A 23495-nucleotide genomic window follows, 5' to 3' on the forward strand; every position below is an offset into this window, starting at 1 on the left:
TACCGCGTTCGCGCTGACGCAGGCTAGCCTTCGTAGCGCTCGACCCGCAGTACACAGCTGAGCTCATCTTCGGCGACAGGAATTGTGGTGCTCCACTCGGTGGTGGCCCCAGGCTCGGTGGCTTCAACATCCACCTGAGTGAGCGCGCGGGTGTCGTTTGCCCCATTGAGCAGCGAAACGTAGATGCGGTACGTGACGCTGGCCGCCGTTGAGTTGGTTACGTTGCCGGACACGGTCCATTCGTCGCCAGCCCGCTTGCATTCGTCAACCGTGGAGTCTGCGAGCGCTCCCTGCAGGTTCTCGCCGGTTCCCGGAGCATCCGTGATGTCGGTGATACCTGGGGTCTGTTCTGCCGCGGCTGAACTCTCGGTGGGCTCGGGTTGAGCATCCGTTCCGTTGTTGGTGCAGCCAGCGAGCGCGAGTGCGAGAATCGCCACAGGTATGGCGGTGGCTGTCAGTCGTGTGCGGAGGTTCATGATGTTTCCTGTCGTTGTCTTCTGCGTGCGAGCAGGATCAGTGCGAGGCCGGCGAGCAGTGCGCCGAGCCCGGTGGCGAGCGTTCCTCGCGGATCTGACCCAGTGTAAGAGAGCGCCTTGGTAGGTAGCTGCAAACTTGTTTGCGCTGTAGCGAATACCGGATCACCCGAGTTGATCTCGGTGCTTGTGACAGTGGCTGTCTCATAGAGCATCGTTCCGGCATCACTTTCGCGGATGACATACGTTGCCGTTGCCGTGATCGATTCGCCAGGCGCGAGCTGACCGATGCCGCCAGGCCAGACGCCGTAGCGCATCGCTGAGAGCCCCAAGCGCGGGTCAGCAATCGTGACGTTGCTCAGCGGCAGCGTTCCGGTATTCGTCGCGACATACGTAAACGTCACAATGTCTCCCGGGAAGCCCTTCTGCCCTGCTCCGAGCGCACCAGACAGCCGCAGTGCGATGCTCGGGAGGTTGGGGATTGCCAAAGTGTTCGTTGCCGATTCCGGAGCGATGGGGCCCGACGGTGCGTTCGCGTTCACGATTGCTTCGTTCGCGGTCTGCTCGGCATCCACATCGCTCTGAGTGATGACGTAGGTTGCTGTCGCGACGAGCTTCTGCCCTGGGGCAAGTTCGCCAGCGGTGCCCGGCCAGGTGTAGTTGAGAGCCGAGAGGCCCACCTTGATGTCGGCAATCGCCACAGAAGTGATGGTCACGTTTCCGGTGTTCACGACTTCGATGCGGTAGTTCACTATTGCGCCCTGCTGAGCGAAGGTCGCGAAGGAACTCGTCTTCGCAATCGTCATCGACGGGTTCTCCGCAATCGGGGTCGAGCCGGGAGTCGAGTCGATCACGACAGACCCAACAACGGGCGTGCCAGAAGTTGAGGCGTCAGAACTAATCGAGCCGGCATCCACATCATCTTGAGTGAGCACATAGGTGGCTGTCGCAGTCGCGATCTGGCCAGGAGCGAGAACGCCCGGTGTTCCCGGCCACGTGATCGTCACCGAACTCAGATCGATCTGGTCATCGACGATCGTCACACCATTCAGGGTGACATCGCCAGTGTTTGTCACTTCGAAGTTGAACGTCACAGTGTCCCCAGCGCGACCGGTTGCCGCAGCAGCGAGCGCCTGAGTTTTCGTGATCTGGATGCTGGGAGCACCCGAAGCAGTCGGCGTCACGACAGTATTTGACGCGCTGCTCACTGCCCCGCCGCCCGGGTTCGTGCCTGCGACAGTTGCCGTGTTGGACGCCGAACCGGCATCAAACTCAGCCTGCGTCACTGGATAGCTTGCCGTCGCCGTGACCGACTGGCCCGGAGCCAAAACACCAACAGCGGCAGGCCACGTGCCATACACAACAGCGGTAGTGCCGACCTTGGGATCCGAAACAGTCACACCACTAATAGTGGTTTCGCCATCGTTGAGCACCGTAAACGTGTAGTCGATCCACGAGCCAACAACCACGGGGTTACCGGGATCGCGAACCGAACCAACCTTGCCAATATCCAAACTTGAGATTGCCGCGACGAGAGGAACAACAGTCACTGCCGAATCGGCGTCTACCGCTGTCGCGGCGGGAGAGTTGCCCTCGCCGGTCGCGACATTGCGCACTTCACCAGCGTCGACATCCGCTTGATCAACGAGTCGAGTAGCCGTGACGGTGACGCTTTCACCTGGTGCAAGAACGCCGGGCGTTGCCGGGGTTGGCCACGTATAAACGAAGTTCGTCAGACCCGGAATCGTGTTCGAGAGCGTAACGCCGTCGAGCGTCACGTTTCCGTTGTTAGCGATACGGAAGCTGTAATTCATACCGTCGCCAAGCACCCCGGCTGATCCGAGAGCGAGCGCGGCGGTGTGGGTGGTCACGATCGACGGCTCAGCCAACTCAGTCGGGTTCTCGACGGTGTTCGAAACGCCAGTCACCTCGGTGCCATCTGGCGAAGTACCGATGGCTTTAGCGGTGTTGAAAACAGTTCCGTCATCAACGTTCTGCTGGGTAACCGTGTAAATAACAGATCCAACCGCCTCTTCTCCCGGGCCGAGAATACCGGTGGCCGAGGGGAACGTGAGGTCGGAGGGCACAACGTCGATAAGCGGATCAATCACGCCGACCAGTCGCAGCGTCACGTTGCCCGTGTTCTTCACAATGAAGCTGTAGGTGATTTCTGAACCCACTCCGCCAGAACCCGACGTCATCACGCCCGACTTCTGAGCCGTAATGCTGGGGTTGGCTGACTCCGTCAGTTCGCGATCAACGCTCGAGTTAGCTGTGACAGCCTCAAGCTGCGGAGTCTCGCCACGAACGGAGGCCGTGTTATCTACGTAGCCGCGGTCAACATCATCCTGTTCGAGAATGTAGGTTGCACTCGCTGTGGCGGTCTGCCCTGGAGCGAGCACGCCGCTGTTTGCGGGCCAGACGATCGAATTGATCGAAACGTTGTCGATACTGTCGCTGATCGTGACCGACCGCAGAGTCACGTTTCCCGTGTTCGTCACCACGATTGTGTAGTTGACCGTGTCGCCAGGACCGTTTTCACCCGCGACTGCGAGCTCGCTGGATTTGCTCACTGTGAGCAACCCATTCGCCGCCAAGGTGACAGTGGCTGGTGCGCTCGCAATTGCGGCGGCTCCCACTGCGGGGGTTCCTTCTCCGGTGACAACACTGGAGACAGCTCCTGCATCAATGTCGACCTGCGTCAGCGGTTGAACGCGCACAGCGGTCACCGTCTGGCCGGGGGTCAGTACGCCAACTTCGCCTGGCCACGTGTAGTCGCCAGCCGGGAGTGAATCAATGAAGTCGCTCAACTCCACACCAGAAAGCGTGACGTTGCTGTTGTTGGTAAAGCTGTAGTTCCACGTAACGGTGTCGCCGGCGACCGCTGGTCCGGCATTGGTCAAGGCACCAGAGTTCGTGACGGCAACGACAACGTTGGGTTCCTCAGTGGGAACCTGCGCCGTGTTGGACACGGCAGAAACGGGGTCGCCGCGAACCGGAGTCGCATCGACGTTCGCTGTGTTCTGCACAAATCCACGGTCGACATCCGACTGACGGATGTCGTAGCTGGCGGTCGCCACAACGGTCTCGTTGGGTGCAAGGGTTTCTGTCGTATTGTCGACCGGCCACTGCACGACTGGAGTTGTCATCCCCGGCAACGGATCGGTGACGATGATTGAGCCGATCGTCACATTTCCGGTATTGCGAATCTCGAACTCGAAGTTGACGGTGTCGCCAAGGCCTTCTTCGCCGACGGTGGCGACGGCCCCCGTCTTCACGATCGTGACGCTGGGTTGCGGCTGGACTGTGTAAACAATGACCTGGTTGGAGGTCGCCGCAACGTCGCTATCATTCGGGTCGGTTGCTCCGACATCCGCGATGTTGGCAATGTAACCGAGGTCAACGTCAGCCTGAGTGAGCTGAACGGATGCTTCACCGATCACCATTTCACCGGGTCGCACAACGCCTGGCTCTGCAGGGTTCGGCCACGTGATTACGGGAACACTGAGTCCCGGCAATGGGTCACGCAGCTCGCCATCGTGCAATGTGACGTTGCCGATGTTGATGACCTCAAGGCGGAAATCAACCCAGTCACCTACAAGACCGATACCGCCGGCGCGCAGCTGGCCGAACTTGAGAGCCTCAAGCTCACCTGCGGCAATGATCGGAACGGTTGCGGGGGCCGTCTCGCTGAAGACAACGCCGGATGGCGGAGTAGCGTCACCGCGCACGGTGTTGATTACCGAGCCAGAATCGATGTCAGCTTGAGTCAAAGCGTAGGTGGCCGTTGCCCTAACAGTCTGGCCGGGCTCAAGGGTGCCCTCCGTCGCGGTTGGCCACGAGTAGGTCAGCGCCGAGACTCCCGTGAGGCCGTCAACCAGCTCAACAGCAGTCAACGTTTGGTTTCCGTTGTTGGTCAGCGAGAAGGTGAACTCGACGAGGTCGCCTTCGAATCCCGTCGAACCTGGAGCTAGTGCTCCGCTCTTTGTGACGAGGATGTCGGCAGCTGCAGCATCCGTCGGCGTTGATTCTTCCGCGGTGTTGCTCGGTACCGGCACGTCAGTCGGGGAGGTTCCATTGGCGATTGCCGAGTTGTCGACGCGGCCAACGTTTACGTCAGCCTGCGTAATGGCGTAGGTCGCCGTTGCCGTAGCCGTCTCTGTTGGAGCAAGAACACCGTTAGCGCCTGGCCAGTTCACGACGGGCGTGCTGAGCCCGGGCAATGGGTCAGTGATGACGATGCCGTCAACGGTGACGTTTCCGTCATTCGTTACGACGAAGGTGTAGGTGATGATGTCGCCGACAGCCGCCGTTGCGCCAGTGCTTCCCGTCTTCGTCAGAGTGAGCACGGGAGCTGAGGGCGCGACAGTTGTCTCGGTGACTGTCGTGCCCACAGTGATCGTGTCGCCGATGGGGGGCTTTCCGCTTGCGGTAGCGACGTTCGACACGGTGCCACGGTCCACGTCACTCTGCGTGATCGTGTAATCAGCGGTTGCCGTAACCGTCTCGCCCGGTTGCAGCTCTCCGGGTGTTCCTGGCCACGTGAATACGGGATTGCTTACTCCAACAAGGGCATCAACGAGGTCGACAAGCGTAAGCGTGACGTTACCGGTGTTGGTGATTCCGAAGTTGTAGTCGATTGTGTCGCCGGCATTGCCTGCGCCATCAACGGTTCCGGCCTTGGTTACGGCCATGCCCGCTTGGGGAGCAAGAACGACGGATGCCGTTGCCGGGTCACTTACGGCGTCCCCGCGTGGGGGCGTGCCAGCTCCGGTCGCAGTGTTCGCGACTGTTCCGGCATCGATCTGCTCCTGTGTGAGAGCGGAGGTTGCCGTCGCTGTAACTGATCCACCGGGAGCGAGTTCCCCCGAGGTTACCGGCCAGGTGTAGGTCAATGCCGATATCCCGGGAAGGGTATCTACGATTTCTACACCGGTGAGCGACACGTTTCCCGTATTGGTTAGTTCGAATGACCAGTTAACGGTGTCGCCCTCATCCGCGCGAGCTGGGTCAGCGAGGACGCCGCTCTTGGTGAGGTCAACGACGGCTCGAATTGATTCCGTCGCAACCGTGTTCGCTTCGGAATCATCCGTGACAGCGGTGTCGTGGGGGTCAATGCCATCGGCGGTGGCGATATTCACCACGGCACCAGCATCCACATCGTCTTGAGTAACAAGGTAGGTAGCGGTTGCTGTTGCGACTTCACCCGGAGCAAGAACGCCAGGCGTCGTCGGCGTTGGCCACGTAATAGTGATCGCCGAGAGGTTCGGCAGCGGGTCGCTCAGCGTGACGGTGTTGAGTGTGACGTTTCCCGAGTTGAGAATCTCGAACGTGTAGTCGATCGTGTCGCCCTCATCGCCAGAACCGCGCGGGTCTCCCGCCTTGGTCACGGTGATGTTCGGAGCAGGCAACACCATCGGCACAATAACTTCGTTGGACGCTTCGACAATGAGCGCACCCTTGGGTGTCTCTGCTGACATGTCTGCGGTGTTGGGGATGTAGCCGAGGTCGACATCCGCCTGAGTGATCACGTACGTCGCAACCCCAACAACGGATTCGCCAACCGGGATTACCCCTGGCCTGTTCTCATCCGGCCAAGTAATAACCGGCACCGACAATCCGGGAAGAGGATCGAGCAGCTTGCCATCGTAGAGCGTGACGTTTCCGTCGTTCTTGACGGTGAGCGTGTATTGAACGGTGTCACCAACAGCGCCAATACCGCCGTTCAAGATGATGCCCTCCTTGAAGGGGGTCAGAACGGGGACGGGCGTGATCGTGACAGTCTCGTCGGCGGTATCGCCCACCGTGCTCGTGTCGGGCGCGGTGCCAGCGGCGGTAACCGTGTTGTCGACCTGCCCTGCATCTACATCGGCTTGGGTGAGGGAGTACGTCGCAACGGCCGTGGCGCTCTGGCCTGGAGCAAGGGTGCCATCAGTGGCTGTCGGCCACGTGTAGGTGAGCGCGCTGAGATTGGGCAGCAGGTCGGTCAGTGTTACCGCGGTCAACGTCACGTTTCCGGCATTGCGCACGGTGAACGAGTAGTCAACGATGTCGTCGGCGAAACCTATTGCTCCCGCTTCAAGCGCTCCATTCTTAGTGACAACAATGGTGGGAGTCGAAGCATCGGTCGGAACGTCGACGGGACCAACGGCATCATTCACCGCGCCGATCGGCGAGGTGGCATCGACTTCTGCAGTGTTTCGTACGAATCCACGGTCAAGGTCGGGCTGGGTAATTGCAAACCATGCTGTCGCTGTTGCGATTGCGGCAGGAGCCAGCTCACCAGCGGTTCCGGGCCACGAGTAAACGATTGTCGTCAAGCCATCAAGCGGGTCGTAAATTGCGACATCCGACAGGGTGGTGTTTCCCGTGTTCTCAATCGTGAAATCGAATCTCACCAGATCGCCAAGCGATGCGCCGTCTGGGGTGGAGCCAACCTTGTCGATCGTTGCCGATGACGTGCGTTCCACTGTCGGGTTGGTCGCCGCGTCAGAGAATTCGAAGTACCAGTCTCCGTCTGGTGTTGCCCCAAGCGCCTGAGCGGTGTTGGTGACCGTGCCCGCGTCGACATCGTCTTGAGTGATCGTGTAGTTCGCGGTGGCGGTAGCAACCTCGCCAGGAGCGAGCACTCCTTCAGCGCCGGGCCAGGTAATCACTGGCGTGCTCACGCCAGCCAGGGAATCAAGCAGAACAACACCCGACAGTGTGACGTTGCCAGAGTTCGCAATCGAGAATGAGTAGTCAATGACGTCGCCAACATTGCCTAGCTGGGCACCGAGCGATCCGCTCTTAGTCACGGTAAAGTTTGGCGCCGGAGTGAGGGGCAGGGTCGCCGATGCAGGTTCAGTCACGGCGGAACCCGCTGGCGGAAGCCCCGAAGCGTTCACGCTGTTCGCGATCGCCCCAGCATCAATGTCACTCTGAAGAAGCGTGTACGTTGCGGTTGCCGTAACTTCGTCGCCGGGGTTGAGCAGACCGGTCGTGCCACTCGGCCACGTTCCGAAGGTCAGCGCCGAGAGGCCAGGGAGCTGGTCGACGATGCCGACGGATGTCAGAGAGACGTTTCCATCGTTCGTCACGGTGAAGCTGTAGTTGACGGTGTCGCCCGCGACTCCGGTAGCGCCAACAGCTAGTGCCGCACTTTTCGTGGCGCTGAGCGATGAATTCGGAGCGACGACCGCTGTCACTACCTCAGGGGAGCTGCCAGAGACTGGCGTGTCTTGCGCACCCGTTCCGCTAGCCGTCGCAGTGTTGCTGACGTCTCCGTTGTTTACGTCATCTTGAGTGATGATGTAGGTCGCGGTGGCCGTGACGCTCTCCGTTGGTGCGAGGGTGCGAGTGGTGTTTGCGGCATCCCAATTGACGGTGAGGTCGGTGAGGCCTGGCAGCGGGTCGGTGAGGGTGATTCCCGAGACGCTGATGTTGCCGTTGTTGGTGATCGTGAACGAGTAGGCGATTTCGTCGCCAAGCTCTCCGGAGCCACCGACCACTGCCGTCTTGTCGACGGTAAGGATAGGAGCGGGACGAACCGTCGGGATTATGACCGTGTTTGTGGTCGCGGGGACAACAACGTTGTTCGGGGTCAGGGCCTGAACACGCGCGGTGTTGTCGCGGTAGCCACGGTCCACATCTTCCTGAGTGAGAGCATAGGACGCGGTTCCCGTTACGGACTCGCCTACCTTCAGAACGCCGGGTTCTGCTGGATTCGGCCACGTAATGACGGGAGGGGTAATGCCGGGAAGCGGGTCAAGCAACTTGCCGTCGTGGAGCGTGACGTTACCCGTGTTCGTGGCGATGAGAGTGTAGTCAATGATGTCTCCGACTTGACCGATTCCGCCACTTCGGAGTTCGCCGAACTTGGTGGCGCTCAGGCTCGCGTTTGGCTCAACGATGACCGTCGCAGCGACCTCGGCGCCATCGACATCCCCGGCGTCAGGATCGAGAGCAGACGGCGTCACCAGGTTGACAACCGATCCGGAGTCAACGTCGCTCTGCTTCAGAATGTACGTTGCTACGGCAGTGGCGGTAGCACCGGGAGCAAGCTCGCCGGCGGTCGCGGTCGGCCACGTATAGGCAATAGCGGAGAGACCAACAAGCGGGTCAGTCAAGGTAACACCGGTCAGCGTGACGTTGCCATCGTTGGTGATCGTGAACGAGAACTCAACAGTGTCGCCGGCGTCGCCCTCTGAACCAGATTCCAGCGCTCCGGTCTTCGTTGCCGAGATGGCAGCGGACTGCAGGACGAGTGGCGTGACCGCGGCGGGCGAGTCATCAGTGACAGCGGCATTATCGCGAGCAGATACAGCATCGCCGGTAGCGACGTTACTCACGGAGCCAGCGTCAACATCCGCCTGGGTAATCGTGTAATTCGCGGTCGCCGAAACAGAATCAGTCGGGGCGAGTTCGCCAGCAACGCCGGATGGCCATTCGCCGTACACGAGGTCGCTGAGCCCTGCGAGAGTGTCGGTGATCGCGGCATCCGTCACGGTGACGTTTCCGCCGTTAGTGAGGGTGATCGTGTAACTGATCGTGTCGCCAACGTTGCCTGCCCCGTTGAGCACAGCGTCCTTCGTCGTGACGAGGAGGGGTGCTGAAGCTTCCGTCGTGACCGTGACGGTGTTGGAGTCTTCGTCGAGAATCGCGCCAGCAGGGGTGGAGGCGAGCACACTGGAGTCGTTATCGACGAGCCCCCGGTCGATGTCCCCCTGGGTGAGGTTATAGGTAGCGGTGGCCGTAACGGTCTGATTCGGAGCGAGCGTGCCGACAGTGCCGCTCTCCCACGTGCCGTAGCTGATTGTCGAGACTCCATCGAGCGGATCGATGATGCTGATCGAGCTCAGCGTGACGTTTCCCGTGTTGGTCACGGTGAATGTGAATCCCACAGTGTCACCCTCACCGCGAGCTGCGGGAGTCGCGTTCTCCGACTTCACAATCGTGATGGCCGGAGCAGGCACGAGCGGCACTGTTGCCGCGGTCGTGGCCCGGGCTACTGCACCACGGGACGGAGTTCCGGATGCCGTTACCGAGTTCACAACTGAACCGGAGTCCACATCGGCTTGGGTGACGACGTAGCCGTCTGCTGTTGCCAAGACAGTGTCACCCGGGTTCAACTGACCGGAGATTCCACTGGGGAACGCGCCAAAGACCGGAGTAACTCCCGCGAGAGCATCGTTGAGGGTCACGCCACTGAGCGTGACGTTTCCTGTGTTGGTTACCGCAAACGACCAGTCGATCAGGTCGTCAGCTTTACTGGCGGCAGTGCCCGACTTTGTCACGGAGATGGCTGGGGCTGCAGCTTCTGTCTGAGTCGTTACTGATGAGATCGGGCTTTCAACCGGGACCGCGGGATCTGCCGTGGTCTGACCGACAGCTTTGGCAGTGTTCGTTACTGAGCCGGCATCCACATCGGCTTGAGTGATCGCATAATCGACCGCTACTGACGTTGTGTCTCCAGGATCGAGAGTCGTCAGCGGAAGCGCTGGCGTAAGAGCGCCAAGCATGGGGTCGTTGAGTACGGTGTTCTCGATAGTGACGTTTCCCGTATTCGTCACAACGAATGAGTAGGTGATCGTCGAGCCAACAATGGCGGGGTTAGGTACCGCGCTAGTCGTCTTGACAACCTTGAGTTCAGGTCGGCTTGCACCGGTAGCGACTACGACATCACCCGAACTGTCAGAGATTTGTGGGGCCCCATTTGGCGGGCTTGCTGTGACCGAAGCTTCGTTGGTCACACTGCCAAAGTTGACGTCATCCTGCAAAATTGTGTACTTCGCGACCGCGACCGCCGTCTGGCCTGGTGCAAGAGTGTTTGGCGTTCCTGGCCAAGTGAAGATCGGCTCTGACAGCCCAGGAAGGCTATCGATGAGCGTGACAACACTCAAGGTCTGATTTCCCGTGTTGCGAATTGTCATCGTGAAGGTAATTTCATCGCCGGCTTGACCGGTGCCTCCAACCGTCGCTGTCTTCTCAACGTCAATCCGTGGGGCAGCTGTGATCGCCACGGTCTCCGGATCTGTGAGAGTGAACTCGGTACCCGACGGGGGTGTGGCCGCGAGCGTCGCTTCGTTGGCGACGCTTCCGGCATCAACATCCGATTGCTTGACCGTGTAGTTTGCGGTCGCGGTTACGGTCTGTCCGGGCGCGAGGGTGCCATCGGCACCTGGCCACGTATAGGTGATCACTCCGAGGCCGGTCAAAGGATCCGTGACCAGCACACCCGTGAGCGTCACGTTTCCTGTGTTCTTTGCAGTGAACGTGTACCGAATCGTGTCGCCAGCGACGCCCACCGAGCCGGGAGCGAGCGCACCGGTCTTCGCGAACGTCGCAAGCGGATTTGCAGCAACTGTCGGAGTAACGACTTCATCAGACGGGTCAGTGATGACTCCGGCGGAGGGTGAAGTGCCCTGGCCTGTTGCCGTGTTCGTTACCGACCCAGTGTTCACGTCGGACTGCTTGATCGTGTACTTCGCCGTCGCAACAACCTGCGTGCTCGGCTGCAGCGTTCCTGTGACGCCACCCGGCCAAGTACCGTAGGTCAGCGCGCTCAAACCCGAGAGCGGGTCGCTCGCCGAGACCGAGGTGAGCGTCGTGTTTCCCGTGTTGCGCACGGTGATCGTGTAGGTGATGACGTCGCCGACAGCACCCGCTCCTGCAACGCTCGACGATTTTGTTGTCAGGATGCCCGGGGCTCTGGTTGCCGTCGGAGTCGATACCGCAGCCGATGAGGCCGTCGTGTTCGCGCCAGTTGGCGACGTGCCCGAGACGGATGCCGTGTTATTTACGACCCCAGCGTTCTGGTCGGTCTGACGGATCACATAGTCAGCGGTTGCTGTGATGATTTGGCCCGGTGCTAGGCGGCCAACAGTGCCGCTCGTCCAGGTGCCGTAGGTCAGTGCGCTAAGTCCGGGGCGCGGATCAGCAATGATGACATTGGTGAGCGTGACATTACCGGTGTTTTGCGCCGTGAAGGTGTAGCGAATCGTGTCGCCAACGACACCAGTTCCTGGGGAAACGATGGCGGCGGTCTTGTCGAGCGTGATGCTCGCGTTAGAAGCAAGAGCAAGGGTTGCCGGAGCTGTCGCCGTCGCGGGTGATCCGCGCGGCGGGGTTCCCGCACCGTTCGCCGTATTCGATACAGCGCCGGCGTCTATATCAGCCTGTTTGAGAACGTACGTGGCCGTGGCCGAGACGCTCTGGCCCGGAGCCAACGTACCGGCCGTCGACGGCCACGTGCCATAGCTGACAGCAGAAATGTCGGGCAGGGTGTCGGTGACAGATACGGAGGTGAGCGTCACGTTTCCCGAGTTCGTCAGCGTGATGCTCCACGTCACAATGTCTCCCGCAACGCCCTGCGCGCCGGGCGCGAGTGCGCCAGACTTTGTCACAGCGATTTTCGGTGTTGACGTGATAGTCGGGGTGACGAGCTGCGACGACGGCGTCGTCACGACGGCGCCGGTGGGAGGCGTTCCCGAGGCGGTCGCAATGTTCTTGATCGAGCCGGCGTCGACATCCGCCTGACTGATTGTGTAGGTGGCGGTTCCGGTGACGGTTCCGTTCGGGTTCAGCTGACCAGAGACGCCACCTGACCACACGTAGGTGGGTGTCGAGAGTCCGGGCAGGGGGTCCGTGAGAGTGACACCGGTGAGCGTGACGTTACCGGTATTGCGCGCGGTGAAGGTGTAAGTGATCGTGTCGCCGATCGCACCGGTTCCGGTGCCACCAACAACGGCGCTCTTAGTTGTCTCCAGAGCGGGAGATGAAGCAACCGTCGGCACAAGGGCTTCGGTCGAGGTGGCGGTCGCTACTGGTCCCGATGGCGGCGTACCGGATGCCGTGGCCGTGTTGCGCACCGATCCCGCGTTCACATCGGATTGCTTGATTGTGTACGTTGCGGTTGCCGTGACTTGGGCGTTCGGAGCGAGAGTGCCCGTTGTTCCGTCAGGCCACGTTCCGAAATTCACCGTGCCGAGGTCGGGCAGGGTGTCAGCGATTCCCACGGACGTCAGCGTGACGTTTCCGGTGTTCCGCACAACAAACGAGAAGGTGACGGTGTCGCCAACGCGCCCCGTTCCCGCGGTAACGGCACCCGATTTGGAGACGGTGAGTTTGGCGCTCGACACGAGCGGAACCGTGGCATTACTGGTGGCCCCTGCCGAACCGCCACGAGCACCAGTGCCTGTTGCACTAGCGGTGTTTGCGATTGATCCCGCATTAACATCAGCTTGCTTGACCGTGTACATTGCCGTTGCCGTCACCTGGGTGCCCGGCGCCAGCGTTCCGGCCACACCAGAAGGCCACGTGCCGAAGGTTATCGTCGAAAGATCCGGAAGTGGGTCAGTTATTGCAGCACCCGTGATCGTCACGTTGCCCGTGTTGCGCAACACGAAGCTATAGGTGACGACTTCACCAGCGCGAGCCGTAGAACCCGAGGGCAGCGCGCCAGACTTCGCAAGCGAGAGGGTGGGAGCCGGGGTCGCGGTCGTTGTCACAACATCGTCGGAGTCGTCAGTGACGGGAGTGGCGCCAGGAGCTGTTGCGTCTGCTGTCGCACGGTTCGTGATCGAACCGGAGTCAACATCCGCCTGCTTCACCGTGTAGTTCGCGGTCGCCGTCGCGGATTGTCCTGGAGCCAAACGCCCGGTGACTCCCGGCCACGTGATGACCGGAGTGGCGAGCCCAGCGAGAGAATCAGTCAGGGTAACGCTCGTGAGGGTCTGGTTTCCGCTGTTATTGATCGTGATCGAGTACGTGATTACGTCGCCAACTTTGGCGCCAGCAGTCAGGTTTGCCGACTTCGTTGTGGTGAGCTGCGGTGCCGCTGCGGCAGTCGGAACAACCGCCGTAGAACTCGGTGAAGTGACCGTGGCATTTGTCGGAGTCTTACCCGACACTGTCGCCGTATTCGAAACAGTTCCCGCATCAACATCGGCCTGCTTGACCGTGTACGTCGCCGTCGCCGTCGCCGTCTGACTTGGTGCGATTCGACCGGCAACAGTCGTCGGCCACGTGTAAACCGGAGCCGAAAGACCAACGAGGGAGTCCGCAATCTCAACACTCGTCATCGTGACGTTGCCAGGGTTGGTGATGCTGAACGTGAAGGTCATCGTGCTGCCAACGCCACCCGTTCCTGACGTAACTGATCCAGCCTTCGCCACCGCGAGAGCGGCCTGTGAGGCGAGTGCGACAGTGGCAGGAGAAGTGGCTGACACTGCGGCACCGGTCGGAGGAGTACCAATCGTTGTCGCGGTGTTGGCGATTGAGCCAGCATCGACATCCGACTGCTTCACAACATAGGTCGCGGTGGCCGTGACCTGAGTATTCGGTTGTAGCGTACCGGCGGTTCCGCTCGGCCAGCTGCCGAACGTGATCGCCGAGATACCCGAAAGCGGATCGGTTACTCCGACACCGGTCAGCGTCACATTGCCAGTATTACGAACGACAAAATCGTAGTTGACGGTATCGCCAGCTTTTCCTATAGCGCCAATGGCAAGAGCGCCACTCTTCGTAAGAGTGATTGTGCGAATGGGCGCAACTGTCGGTGTCGTGACTTGAGGTGACGAACCAGATACGGTCGTGCCGCCATACGTGCCCTGTGAGGTCGCGGTGTTCTTGACCGAGCCAGCGTTAACATCCGACTGCTTGATTGTGTAGGTCGCGGTAGAAGTTACCTGCGTGCCGGGAGCGAGGGTTCCGGCAACTCCGCCTGGCCATGTGCCATAGGTCACGGAAGACAGCCCGACCAGCGGATCGGTTACCGCAACGCCAGTCAGCGAGACGTTACCGGTGTTCCGGGTGACGAACGTGTAAGTGATGACGTCACCGACCGCGCCGGTTCCCGAGACGCTCGCCGATTTGGTCGTGGTAACTGCCGGCGCTGCGGCAACAGTAGGCACAACGGCTTGCGATGACGTCGCCGAAATCGCAGCGCCGATCGGAGGTGTTCCGGATGCCGTAGCCGTGTTCTTTACGGAACCAGCGTTCACGTCACCCTGCAGGATTGTGTAGGTCGCCGTAGCGGTGACCTGAGTGTTCGGAGCAAGTGTGCCAGTGGTGCCACTCGGCCACGTGCCGAAGGTAACGGGCGACAAGCCAGCGAGAGTGTCAGTGATTCCCACGCTGGAAAGCGTCACGTTACCTGTGTTGCGCACAACGAACGAGAAGGTGACGGTGTCATTGACGGAGCCATTACCTGAGGTAACGGCACCAGACTTGGAGACGGTCAGCGCCGGTCCCGAAGTAATCGGCACAGTCGCTGGACTCGTGCTCGAAACGGCGGGGCCGGTGGGAGGTGTACCTGATCCCGTTGCCGTGTTCGACACTGATCCAGCATCCACGTCCGTTTGTTTGAGCGTGTACGTAGCCGTCGCCGTAACCGACTCGCCCGGTTTCAATGTTCCGGTCACGCCAGACGGCCACGTTCCGTAGCTGAGAGCGGAGAGCCCGGGAAGGGTATCGGTCGCCGACACCGCAGTGAGGGTGACATTGCCGGAGTTGGTGAGCTTCACCGAGAAGTTGACGGTGTCGCCAGCTCGGCCGGTTGCTCCGGCAGCGAGCGCGCCCGACTTAACGGTCGTGATGACCGGGTTCGCCGAAACGGTCGGGACCGTCACTTCACTCGAGGGCTTAGACACGGTGATACCGGCGTGGGTTCCGCTACCGGTTGCAATGTTTTTGACCGAGCCAGCATCCACATCAGACTGCTTGATCGTGTACGTCGCGACCGCCGTCACCGCTTGACCGGGAGCGAGAACGCCCGCGGCGCCAGGCCAGGTGTAGGTCAACGCCGAAAGCCCAACGTGCGGGTCAGCAATCGTTACGCCCGTGAGCGTCACGTTTCCATTGTTCTGAGCACGGAACGAATAGTTGATGACATCGCCAACGGCACCGATTCCGGCACCCGCGATGGCAGCAGATTTGGTGGTGTCAATGGCGCGGATTTGAGCGATCGTTGGCACAACCGACTGCGCTGACGGCTGCGTCGCTGTTGCGCCGCTCGGAGTCTTCGCGGTAGCGGTTGCCGTGTTCTTGACCGAACCAGCATCCACATCAGACTGCTTCACCGTGTAGCTTGCGGTACCGGTGGCAGTTTGACCGGGAGTGAGAACCCCTGCTGCTCCTGGCCAGGTTACGACGATCGGGCTAAGGCCAGACAAGGGGTCAGCGAGCACAACTTGGCTGAGCGTGACGTTTCCGTCGTTCTTGACACTGAAGGTGTAGGTAATTACTGAGCCGACAGCGCCAGTCCCGGTCGAGTAGGAGCCAGACTTGGTGACAAGCATCTTGGCGTCAGCCGTAATCGGCACAGTTGCCGGCGCAGTGCGAGTGACATCGGCACCGGTCGGCGGCGTGCCCTTCGCGGTCGCACTGTTAGCGATTGCTCCGGCATCAACATCCGACTGCTTCACCGTGTACGTTGCCGTGGCGGTTACTGACTGTCCCGGTGTAAGCGTTCCGACGGTGCCGCTCGGCCAGGTGCCATAGGTTATCGCTGAAAGGCCGGTTAGCGGGTCAGTGATTCCGGCATTCGTGAGCGTGACGTTTCCGGAGTTGGTCAGAACGAACGAGTAGTTGACGGTGCTGCCCGCCGTTGAACCGCCAACGAGGGTTCCTGTTTTCGACAGCGACACAGCCGGGGTGCGCGTCTGGAGTGCGGTATCCACTCGAGGGGACGCCGCGGTGACGACGGTGCCCGCCGGCGATGTTCCTGTGCTTGTAGCCGTGTTGCGCACGAGCCCGGCGTCAACGTCTTTCTGCAACACCGTGTAGGTCGCTGTTGCCGTCACGGTCTGGCCCGGAGCAAGCGTGCCTGCCGTTCCTGGCCACGTGTAGGTGAGCGCAGAGAGCCCAGCGAGCGGATCGGAGATCGAGACGCCGGTGAGCGTCACGTTTCCGGTGTTCTTCGCAGTGAAGCTGTAAGTGATGACGTCGCCGACCCCCTTGGGGTTCGGCACTGTGCCCGATTTAGTAGTTGTCAGCGCCGGGGCTGCTGGTGCAGTGGCGAGTGTCACTTCATTGCTGACGCCCGAAACAGCAACGTTCTTGGGGGTTCTTCCCGAGACGCTTGCCTGATTGACGATTTTGCCCGCGTTCACATCGGACTGCTTCACGGTATAGGTGGCGGTCGCTGTCGCGGTCTGGCCGGGAGTGAGTCTTCCGGAAGTTCCGGGCCACGTGACCGCGATGGCGGAAAGTCCGGTGAGGGGGTCGGTGAGCGCTACGGACGTGAGGGTCACGTTTCCGGTGTTCTTCACGGAGAATGTGTAATTGACAGTGTCGCCAACATTGCCAACACCAGCGCCGGCATAGGTCGCCGTCTTCTTGGTTTCGAAGAGTGCGTTGACGGGGATGGGGGTCGTGCGATTCGCTGTCGAGGTCGGCTTCACGCCGCCATCCGCATCAGTTCCGGTGGCGGTGGCGGTGTTCGCGATGGAACCAGCATCCACATCGGCCTGGGTCAGGGTGTAGGTGGCCGTTCCTGTGGCCGAAGCTCCTGCGGCAAGCGCACCAGCGGTGCCGGTAGGCCACGTGTAGGTGATTGCCGAAAGGCCAGGCAGCGGGTCAGTGACCGCAACGGAAGTCAGCGGCGAATCGCCACTGTTGCGAATAGTGAAGGTGTAGTTGAGGGTGTCGCCAGCGCGACCGGTAGCGCCACCGGCAAGCGCGCTCGTCTTGGTCAGTGCGATTGCCGAGAGCAGCACGCGAGTGGAGTCGCTGCCCGTTGCCGTATTGCCACCAACAACAGTGCTCGCGGATGCGGTTGCCGTTGTGTCGTAGCTTGCTGCTGTTACCCCATTCGCAACACACGTGTAGGTGTATGACTCGAGTGGCTGCAACGTGACGCCCGTTAGCGTGCGCGCACAGTTCGTCTGATCATCAGCTACTGAAATGTTTTGTAGAACACCAACACCGGAGTTGGTGACCGTAATCGTGAATGTCGCCGTTTCCGTCGCAGTTCTGGACTGCTGATCGAGCGTTCCGTCGTATGTTTTTGAGACATTGATTCCAGCGCTTGGCACCGACAGGATCACGTTTCGAAGCAGATAGGAGTCACCGCTCGTGCTCATCCGAAGGTTGACTGACGTGTCACCCGCTTGAACGTTGGGCAGGCTGGCCGATGAGACATCCACGCTCTGGTTGGTGAATGGGCCCGCATCGGTGAGGCTTGTATAGCGGACGGAACCTTCTCCGCGTCCGATACCGATGTTGTTTGTATTGCCTGCGCTGTTCGTTATTTGGCTGTAGGCCGCGTTGCCGCGAGAGTACTCGGCGATGTCCCCGCTGAGAATGCGGTCGCCTTCGAAGAGCGTGTAGCCTGCACGGGTTCCTGTGGTGATCGCGCTGAACCCGTTGAAGCCAACGGTGAGAGGCGCTTCGGCTGCAGTCAAGCGAACGTGGCCCTCGTAGAAAATAATGCGGTGAGGATTTGAGTTCGCGTTGTTAGGGATGTAGATGCCGTAGTCATAAACGACGGTGAGTGACCAGCCCGCGTAGCAACCGGCGCCCTGAGGGGTCCACAGGTCACCGGCAGAAATCGTGAGGGGCGCGCCCGTCGCTGCGTTTGCAAAAGCAGCAGTGACGTCGGCGCTGGCGCTGTAGTACAGCGACGACGGCGTGCCCACACGATCTTCAAGCACGCTCGCGGGTGCGACAGTCGTGACGGCGCCAGAGCCAACCTTCAGCTTTGCCGGTTGCGTACGATATCCCGTTGCTGAACCTGCGGGCATCGTCGCTGTTCCGCGAGTGGCGTTCGTCGCTGCACAGGCCGTAGCGGTCGTGTCGGTGTAAGCACCAGTGTTTGCGCTCCAACTCAGAAACGCCTTTTTGACCGACGCGCCACTAGGGATGGTTAGCGCGGCCGAGCTCGAGTTGGTGGTGAATCCAGAAATCGTGTTCGAGTTCTGCATGTAAAAGTTGTCGTTCGCCGTATTACTGTTGCCCCCGGAGGCAGAGTGAAGGTCTGCACACGTCCCGACCTGCGAAGCCGCATAGAGCGGTCGGTCGCAGGCAAGAACGCCGTTTCCCGCCATCAAGAAGTCACCGTTGACGGTGGTTTGATAATTAGGCGAAGTGCCGGCGTTGGTACCCCACTGCACGACGGCAGCTTCCGCGGGCGCCGAAGGCATCACGGTAAGAACGGAGGCCAGCAAACCAAAAGTGACAACAGCGGCGACGTTGCGCATCCAAGCGAACCGCGCGCGGCCGTGGGATCGCGTTACGCGAACACCTTTGTCGTGCACAGCTTTCTCCCCCGGGTAATTTGGCGATTTTGTGAGTCGTCACATCGTCGCCGGTTTGCCCTTCGGGTGAGCTAGTCACTTACAACCATAAACCGGAAGTTGAAAGAACTCACCAGAATCGCGCTAAATAGTTAGGGACTTCTACCCCCATAGCGGAGGCTAGACAAGGTGTTCGCGCTGCAAAACACCAATGCGACGTCACGGCGAGCGCAGCCTGTTAATCTCAGAGCATGCAGCCGCACTGGAATCCCGATGGACCTGACCTTGTGGTGCAGGGCGATAATCTCCCCGCGATCGCCGCGCTTCCCGATGAAAGTTTTCGGCTGATCTACATCGATCCGCCTTTCAACACTGGGCGCACCCAACGCCGGCAAGCACTCACCACCCAACGATCTGCCGAGGGAGCTCGTACCGGTTTTGGGGGAAACACCTACGACACCATCAAGGGTGTTCTCTACTCCTATGACGACACGTTTGCCGACTATTGGGAGTTTCTCGAACCTCGCCTGCAGGAAGCATGGAGACTGCTCGATGACCGCGGCACTCTCTACCTGCACCTCGATTATCGGGAAGTTCACTACGCCAAAGTTGCTCTCGACGCCCTCTTCGGTCGGGAGAGCTTTCTCAACGAGATCATCTGGGCCTACGACTACGGCGCCCGTGCTACCAAAAAGTGGCCGTCGAAACACGACACGATTCTCGTCTACGTGAAGAATCCCAAAAACTATTACTTCAACAACGAAGAAGTAGATCGCGAACCGTACATGGCACCCGGCCTCGTCACCGCTGAGAAGGCTGCTCGGGGCAAGTTGCCGACAGATGTCTGGTGGCACACGATTGTGTCCCCTACCGGTAAAGAGAAAACCGGCTATGCCACCCAAAAACCGGAAGGCATTCTGCGTCGAATCGTTCAGGCATCCAGTCAGCCTGGAGATTGGGTGCTCGACTTCTTCGCGGGCAGCGGTACAACCGGAGCAGTGGCCCAAGCACTGAAACGGCGGGTCGTCCTCATTGAACAAAACCCCGCTGCCATAGAAATCATCACGCGTCGTCTTTCAACCGATACCGCATTCGCTAACATGAGCGCATGAGAGATCGCGCCGAAATCGAATGCTGGCTCACCGACATGGACGGTGTCCTCGTTCATGAAAACCACCCCGTTCCCGGGGCGGCAGAACTTTTGCAGCAGTGGCGAGACGAAGACAAGCCCTACTTGGTGCTCACCAACAACTCGATTTTCACACCCCGAGATCTGAGCGCCCGGCTCAAGGCATCCGGTCTCGATGTGCCAGAATCCGCAATCTGGACCTCAGCTCTTGCCACGGCGGATTTCTTGAAAGAACAAATCCCTGGCGGTAGCGCATTCGTCATTGGCGAGGCCGGAATCACCACAGCGTTGCACGAGGCCGGGTTCATCATGACTGAAACCGATCCCGACTATGTCGTCATCGGCGAGACCCGCAACTACTCATTCGAATCGATCACCAAAGCGATCCGCCTTATTGGCAACGGCAGCCGCTTTATTGCAACGAACCCGGATGCCACGGGGCCAAGCGCAGAGGGCCCGATGCCAGCAACGGGGGCCGTTGCCGCTCTCATCACCAAAGCCACCGGTCGCCAGCCCTACATCGTCGGCAAGCCGAACCCGATGATGTTCCGCTCAGCGCTCAACAAGATTGGCGCCCACAGCGAGACAACGGGAATGATCGGTGACCGCATGGACACCGACATCGTCGCCGGCATCGAAGCGGGACTCCACACGGTGCTCGTGTTGACCGGAATCAGCGATCAGAAAGAGATCAACCGCTACCCGTTCCGCCCCCACGAAGTGCTCAATAGTGTGGCTGACCTGCTCAACAGATAAGCCGCGGCACCTGCAACGCTGAACCCGTGAGAGCGGCGAGCGAAGCTCCGCCTACTCGCCCTCTGCTGCTGCAGCAGTCTGGGGTTGCGCAACAGATTCGGTGAGAGCCTCGGAACCGCTTCGGGTGGCGAAACAGTAATAGTCACGGAGACCGGCATCCCAATCGCTGGCGTTGGGGGCGAAACTCGTCACCAATTCGAGGTCGGCAAAGGACTGGGCGGCAGCAAAATTGATGACCGCGTCCGTTGAGCATGACGTCGTGGTTCGGGCCACTAAATCATCAACTTCGGGAAAGGGTGCCGAAACCGCGTCGTCAAACTGGCCAACCATCAAGAGTTGAGCGGCGTGCGGCTGCGCGCAATCAATAACGGTGTACTCGTCTTGCCAGGCCGATTCAAACGGTTCAAGGCATTCTCCGCCGAGCAGCGCACTCCACGCATACGTTCCTGACGGCAATGGCCCTACCGTCGGCGCTGCGCTTGCCGTGTCGGTGGGCACCGGCGTCGCGACCGCGGCCGGTGGCAACGAATCACCAATTTTGGTGCCAGCTAAGAAAAGCGCAGTGAGCGCAAGTGCCGCCACCAGCCCAGCGGCGATAGAGATCGCAATCAGCTGCCCTCGCGGGATCGGTGGCCGCGGTTCTTGAGGAACCCGAGGTGCGCTGAGCGCGGCAGGAACCAATGCTCCGCGTGAGACCTCTTGGTATTCGACAAACTGCTCTTCGCCAAACAGCGCGCCAACAGCATCGTGCTCAACTGACTCGTCCTCTGGGCCTGCGGGCGAAACAGGATGCGCACCAAGAACCTCGGTTGCCCCTTCCAGCGCTGGGTCGACCGCTGCAGGCATCCGCAGTTCTCGTCGCGTCACCGCATTCATCGCTGCCGTAGGGAGATCGGCAGAACTGATTGCCGCTGTCGGCAGATCAGCCGAACTGATCGCTTGAGTTGGCAGGTCACGTGCGTTGGCATTGCTTGCGGGGAGATCGGCCACGTCCATGAGCCCCGTTGGCAAATCGGAGACGTCCATGAGCCCCGTCGGAAGATCGGCTACGGAGAGCGCCTCAGTGGCAGGCGGCTCAGTGCGTGCAGGCGGCTCGAGGTTTGGCTGCACCGGGCCTGGCTGCACGGGCTCAGGCAATACAAGCTCGGGAAGCTCGCCATCGCTGCCCGGTATCGCGGTGGGTTCGGGTGGCAACACGAGAAGTCCGGGAACCGCTGGGGTGACAGGAGCGGCTGGCTCGGCCGGCTTTTCGGGCTCGACCGGCTTTTCGGGCTCGACCGGCTTTTCGGGCTCGACCGGCTTTTCGGGCTCGGTTGGCGTCAGCCCCCAGCTGAATACGGGCTCAGGGGGCTGCTGCTCGTCATCCGAGCCGGTCGACCTATCGTCAGGTGTCACGAAGTCAGCCCCAGATCACCAAGCCCGATCGCAGAAAAGTATGGGTAGCCCGCTGCCTCGATGCGCTCTTTCGCTCCCGTGTCACGATCAACGACCACGGCAACACCAGCGATGATTGCGCCGACCTTCTCGAGAGCCTCGATGGCGGCTAGCGGGGATCCGCCCGTCGTAGAGGTGTCTTCGAGAACGATTACTCGCTTGCCCTCAAGCTCAGGGCCCTCAACTTGACGACCGCGGCCGTGATCCTTGGGCTCCTTGCGTACAACGAACGCGTCGTACGTCGCACCGCGCGCGGCACCCTGATGCAAGATCGCAGCAGCAACAGGATCGGCACCCATCGTCATCCCACCGACGGCAGCGATGTCAGGGATATCAGCGATGAGATCAAGCATCACCTGACCGATGAGCGGCGCAACCCGATGGTCGAGACTCACGCGGCGCAGGTCGACGTAGTAGCTCGCCTGCTTGCCGCTGGTCAGCGTGAAGTCGCCGTGGAAGACGGCATCGGCGGAAATGTAGTCAATGAGCTGCTGCTTGGCGTCGGTCACTCGTACAGAATACCCATGTGAGGCGCAGTGCCAGAGAAGAGTCTGGTGAGAGCCGCCGTGATGTGCGCAATTGTCGCGTGAACGGCGCGCGAGTAGAGGTAGACCTATTACCGTTGAGCTATGCGTATTGCCACCTGGAACGTGAACTCCATCCGAACCCGCGTTAGCCGTGTCGTCGACTGGATGCTCCGCGAAGACGTTGATGTTTTGGCGATGCAGGAAATCAAGTGCAAGCCAGAACAGTTTCCCTACGATGCCTTCACCGAAGCGGGCTATGAGGTCGAGCTTCACGGCCTGAACCAATGGAATGGCGTTGCTTTTGCCAGCCGACTTCCCATGGAAGACGTGACTGTCGGCTTCGACACGCAACCTGGTTTCGGCAAGCCGCTTGACGATGGGACCATTCCGATTGAGGCACGAGCCATTGGAGTGACGGTCGAAGGTGCGCGACTGTGGAGTCTCTATGTTCCTAATGGGCGCGAACTCGACAATCCGCACTACCCGTACAAGCTTGAATGGCTTGCCAATCTGGCCACGCAGACGACGAACTGGATGCGCGATCATCCTGAGCAACCCCTCGCCTTGATGGGCGATTTCAACATTGCCCCGTTCGATATCGATGTGTGGGACATGGCCGCTTTCGAGGGGAAAACTCACGTGAGCGAGCCCGAGCGCAACGCTTTTCGGGCATTCGAAACGGCCGGCCTCATTGACGCGCTGCGCAGTCGCGGCATCGAGGGCTACACCTATTGGGACTACCAGCAACTGCGTTTTCCCCGCAATGAGGGTCTACGAATTGACTTCATCATGGGGTCGCCTGCGTTTGACGCTCTAGTAACGGACGCGTCGATTCATCGCGAAGAGCGCAAGGGCGACAGCCCAAGCGACCACGTTCCCGTGGTCGTTGACCTGGCGATCGACACCGAAAACGATGACGATCGGCCCATGTTCCTTTAGGTGTTGCCGGCTCTCGCCGCCG

The 23495-nt window shown here is 60.3% G+C and carries 7 protein-coding genes; 3 read left to right on the forward strand and 4 right to left on the reverse strand.

Annotated features, from left to right (window positions below; all coding sequences use genetic code 11):
* Positions 1-23: 23 nt before the first annotated feature.
* Positions 24-476 carry a hypothetical protein gene (locus tag ACOH1Z_RS06865; protein WP_449647697.1) on the reverse strand — a complete coding sequence of 151 codons (453 nt, stop codon included), beginning with the start codon at positions 474-476 and terminating at the stop codon, positions 24-26.
* Positions 473-18709 (reverse strand): CLIPPER-2 domain-containing protein, encoded by an 18237-nt coding sequence (locus ACOH1Z_RS06870; RefSeq protein ID WP_449647698.1) that lies wholly within the window; start codon positions 18707-18709, stop codon positions 473-475. The genes ACOH1Z_RS06865 and ACOH1Z_RS06870 overlap by 4 nt, the downstream gene beginning before the upstream one ends.
* Before the next feature lie 230 nt (positions 18710-18939).
* Between ACOH1Z_RS06870 and ACOH1Z_RS06875 the strand changes: the two genes are divergently transcribed.
* Together ACOH1Z_RS06875 and ACOH1Z_RS06880 are read left to right on the forward strand one after the other, a co-directional pair.
* Positions 18940-19800, forward strand: coding sequence for a DNA-methyltransferase (locus ACOH1Z_RS06875; RefSeq protein WP_449647699.1), 861 nt, complete (start codon positions 18940-18942; stop codon positions 19798-19800).
* Positions 19797-20573, forward strand: a complete 777-nt coding sequence (locus tag ACOH1Z_RS06880; protein ID WP_449647700.1) for an HAD-IIA family hydrolase — start codon at positions 19797-19799, stop codon at positions 20571-20573. The genes ACOH1Z_RS06875 and ACOH1Z_RS06880 overlap by 4 nt, the downstream gene beginning before the upstream one ends.
* A gap of 51 nt (positions 20574-20624) precedes the next feature.
* On the opposite strand, the gene ACOH1Z_RS06885 is transcribed toward ACOH1Z_RS06880, so the two are convergent.
* Both ACOH1Z_RS06885 and pyrE read right to left on the reverse strand, forming a co-directional pair.
* Complete coding sequence (locus ACOH1Z_RS06885) at positions 20625-21968, reverse strand: septum formation family protein (protein WP_449647701.1); 1344 nt, start codon at positions 21966-21968, stop codon at positions 20625-20627.
* Positions 21965-22516, reverse strand: a complete 552-nt coding sequence (gene pyrE / locus ACOH1Z_RS06890; protein WP_449647702.1) for an orotate phosphoribosyltransferase — start codon at positions 22514-22516, stop codon at positions 21965-21967. Before pyrE ends, ACOH1Z_RS06885 begins: the two co-directional genes overlap by 4 nt.
* A gap of 120 nt (positions 22517-22636) precedes the next feature.
* Between pyrE and ACOH1Z_RS06895 the strand changes: the two genes are divergently transcribed.
* Positions 22637-23473 carry an exodeoxyribonuclease III gene (locus ACOH1Z_RS06895; RefSeq protein WP_449647703.1) on the forward strand — a complete coding sequence of 279 codons (837 nt, stop codon included), beginning with the start codon at positions 22637-22639 and terminating at the stop codon, positions 23471-23473.
* Positions 23474-23495 lie beyond the last annotated feature (22 nt).

Source organism: Rhodoglobus sp., assembly GCF_053580035.1.